Annotated in this window: 3 protein-coding genes; all 3 read left to right on the forward strand. The window is 58.3% G+C overall.

All coding sequences use genetic code 11. From position 1 onward, the window contains the following. Positions 1–1,485 precede the first annotated feature (1,485 nt). Positions 1,486–2,286, forward strand: a complete 801-nt coding sequence (locus QM615_RS22340) for a TIGR04255 family protein (RefSeq protein ID WP_269596752.1) — start codon at positions 1,486–1,488, stop codon at positions 2,284–2,286. Between the two features lie 224 nt (positions 2,287–2,510). Next, positions 2,511–2,822: a hypothetical protein gene (locus QM615_RS22345; protein WP_283347933.1), complete on the forward strand. Its 312-nt coding sequence runs from the start codon at positions 2,511–2,513 to the stop codon at positions 2,820–2,822. 98 nt (positions 2,823–2,920) lie between these two features. After that, positions 2,921–3,292, forward strand: coding sequence for a hypothetical protein (locus QM615_RS22350; protein ID WP_269596872.1), 372 nt, complete (start codon positions 2,921–2,923; stop codon positions 3,290–3,292). Positions 3,293–3,382 lie beyond the last annotated feature (90 nt).

Consider the following 3,382-nt stretch of genomic DNA (forward strand, 5'->3'; position numbering starts at 1 on the left):
AATCAATCACACCGTGGCTCTAGAACACGGTGGCCCGACTATCGGGGACCTGCCACCGCCATGTACAGCCGCGACAGTGCGGTCGCGTCGCGTCTAGTGAGACCGTGAACGCCTGATGGACATCCTCGCGATCGACGAAGCAATTCGCCGACGCCGCCACCAAATACGGTCGCGTCATCTCTGGCTCGACCGCACTCGGCATGGGCGGGCGACAGGTCCCCTGACCGACCACGCCGACTGCCCCTCCTTGAATGGCAACAGCTCCGGCAGCGTAAACACCATCGGCAACAACCCTGCTTACGGCCCGATTGCAATTGTCGGAGTCAAGCACCGAGTTGATTCGGATTGTCGGCGTACTCGGTGACTCGATCGGCGCGGCGAGGGCGATAAGTCGGTCGCTTTGGACTGAAACGCTTACTGGGGATACATCAACCGCGCCCTGTTCACCGCAGGATTCCCACGATCAACCGCGCCAATGCGGGCGAGCGCGCGGTGGAGTTCGTGCTGATCCAGAAGTCTTTCCGACGCCGGTCCTAGATGCCCGGATGCACCGATGTCATCTGCAAGTACGGAATCAATGACCTGGGAAACAGCCCGCACATTCGTCCACCTCGCAGCCGACTCGATCAAGGGGTGGCGACATCAGGCGGACAGTGGGTGCCAGTTGTTGGCGACCACGCTGACACCGTTTTCGCTGTCGACAGATGGGTGGTCGACCGAAGCGGGGCAGGCCACCAAGGCGTCAAATGCGCCGTGAGTTCAGTACAACGACCGGATCCGAGACGCCGCACCACACTGCACCCGACAACCTTCGCTGCGCTCGCTGGGGGTTGCCAACGGAGTGGTCGTACGGGCGGGCGCGGCCGGAAACCCCTTTGGAGGAGTATTTTGAGGCTGCAGACGCCGTCGAGCGCACGCAACTCAGGCAACTGGGAGCTGGGCAATCGCATCGCCACAGACGCCGCCATGACATCGGGGTTGAGCACGACGACCAGGGCAACAGCCGCGTTCAGCAGAGCCGACCGCGGTCGCATCATCACCGTGGCAGGTGCGGGCACATCGGCCTCCCGGTACTACTCCTACGTCTCGGTCGTCGTCTCCGCTACGCAGATGACGACTGAGAACGCCGCTGCATCCACAGTCTCGGCAGCGCCGGCGGGAATCGGAACCGCAGACGTTGACGGGCTACATCTAGGTTCCGAGATGGCCATCGCAATGGTTGCAACGAGACAAGCAGGTGTCTCACGCGGCCGACGTCGTAGTCGATCTAGCTTCCATGGCGGGCTAGCGCGAGTACGGGCGTTTTGCATCACGTTCGCGGGCAGCAGGTGTCTCAGATCGGTCTCAGCGACGAGCGGAACGATCCCTTACAGCTGAACGTTGTTCTGACAGATGAGAGGGTGTGCGTGCCGTTTCGAAAGTTCTGAAACGAGTCAGAATGGAGCTACGTGAACGAGCCGAGCTATCTGTGGCTAGAGTTGTCGCATGGTTGACATGGGGCCGAGTGCGATGGCGCTGCCTTCGTTTGCCCAGCCTCCTGTAGTCGAGGTGGCTATGGGAGTGGAGTTCCTTCCCCTCCCTGCGCTGACTGTCGTGCCGCTTGTAGATGTTGCGCGGACTTGGGCGAACGACTATCCGATCGTGCAAGAACAGCCCGCGCTTCCTCCCACTGGCGGTCCGTTTGGTCCCGCAGGGTTCAACTTTGAGGTCAGCGCCGGCGTCCCACCCATACGTTTGTGGTTATTGAACAGAGCGAACACCGAGCTGATCCAGATCCAGGGTGACCGTTTCATCCTTAATTGGAGACGGATAAGTGATTCCGAGTCATATCCCCGTTATAGATACCTAGCGCCGAGGTTTGACAGTCACTGGCTACGATTTGCCGAGCAGGTGGAGGCCTTCGGGCTTGGACCGCTACAACCCATCACAGCAGAAGTGAGCTTCGTAAATGCTTTCTACTTGGAGCCTGACGAGACGCTTTTCGACGTATTGACCATCCTGTCCGACCAGTTTCAAATGAAAGCTGCGGAACCTTCCATTGAGCTGGTCATGAAACTCGATGGGAAAAACCAGGATGATGCTGTGGGCGAGCAGAGGATCTCAGTGTCACGCACACCCGGTGAGATTAACCGTGTCTCAATGACGTTGATCACACGAGTAACGGTGATCAATGAGGATGCGAATCCTATACAAGAAGCGCTTGGCCGCGCTCACGCGATCGGAGTAACTAGCTTCGCTCAGTTGACTACCCCGAAGATGCACCGAAGGTGGGAGATCAAACTATGACGACCGCATGCGAACTCCCAGGGAACGCGACGATGGCCCCTGTCCGAGCATCAACTTTCTTGGTCGATAGTCACGCTCTCCTTTCAGGGAGTTGGGGATTCTGGAACACTGACACCATTGTGTCTCGGAGTGCCCTTATGGGGTATACCCAGAAGCAATTGGTCAAGCTAATGAAACTCCGACGTGACTGGGATGAGGAAGGTGGCTTACCCGTAGCGCCTAGCGTGGCGAAGCTGGTTCTGATGCTCGTCGACGCATTCATTTTTGAAGACAACCTCGCGACTCCGCAACTCTCGCCTCAAAGGACTGGGGGCGTTGATGTTGAGTGGTTGATCGGCGGCAATCACATGTCGTTATCAGTTTCGGCTGACGGTGACATCGTGGCTTGGGCGCTATCCCCCCAGGGCCACGAGCTCTTTAGCTTCGATTCAGATGTTGACATGTTCGACGCTAAGGGAGTCGCCCGGTTGATCAACGAAGCACGTCGTTTTCTGGAGGAGTTCAGCCCCAAAGTTCAGAAGCGCATTCTGATCTAGTGACTGCCGGACCTCCTGTCGCGCCCCCTGTGATCAAGGCAGACGACCTCACCATTCCCGGTGATGACATGCTGTATAGACGTGTGCCAAGGATCCCAATGGAGCACATGGTTCTGGTGGACGAGACTGACGGCAGCATCGTTTTCAGCAGGGGCGCTTTCAAGTTCAACAAGAATGACGGCTGTTCCGTTTATAGGCATTCGATCCTGCAGGACAACTCTTTCACGTGGGAGGACGCGAAGAACGCCCCGGACAACGGGGTGGCGTCAGTAACCGTGTTAGATGTTCGCGAGGTCAATCTTGGCATCGCAGATGATCCGCACCCGCCACTACCTCTTGTGCTCCAGAAACCGCGGGATGTTGCGCACGCAGTAATAGTGCATGCTGCCAGCGGCCCGCTGAGCAACTCGAAGCGTGAGCAGGCTCTTACTGCTCTCGCCAAACGTGCTCAGTCGGTCGGACCGGCTTAGGGCAAGCTGTCCGACACTGCCTGGGCCGTCTTGGTTGTCCGTGGCCATGAAAAAGTACCCACTGGTGGCCAGGTCGAGGTCCCCACTGGT

Source organism: Rhodococcus sp. IEGM 1341, assembly GCF_030056895.1.
Classification (GTDB): domain Bacteria; phylum Actinomycetota; class Actinomycetes; order Mycobacteriales; family Mycobacteriaceae; genus Rhodococcoides.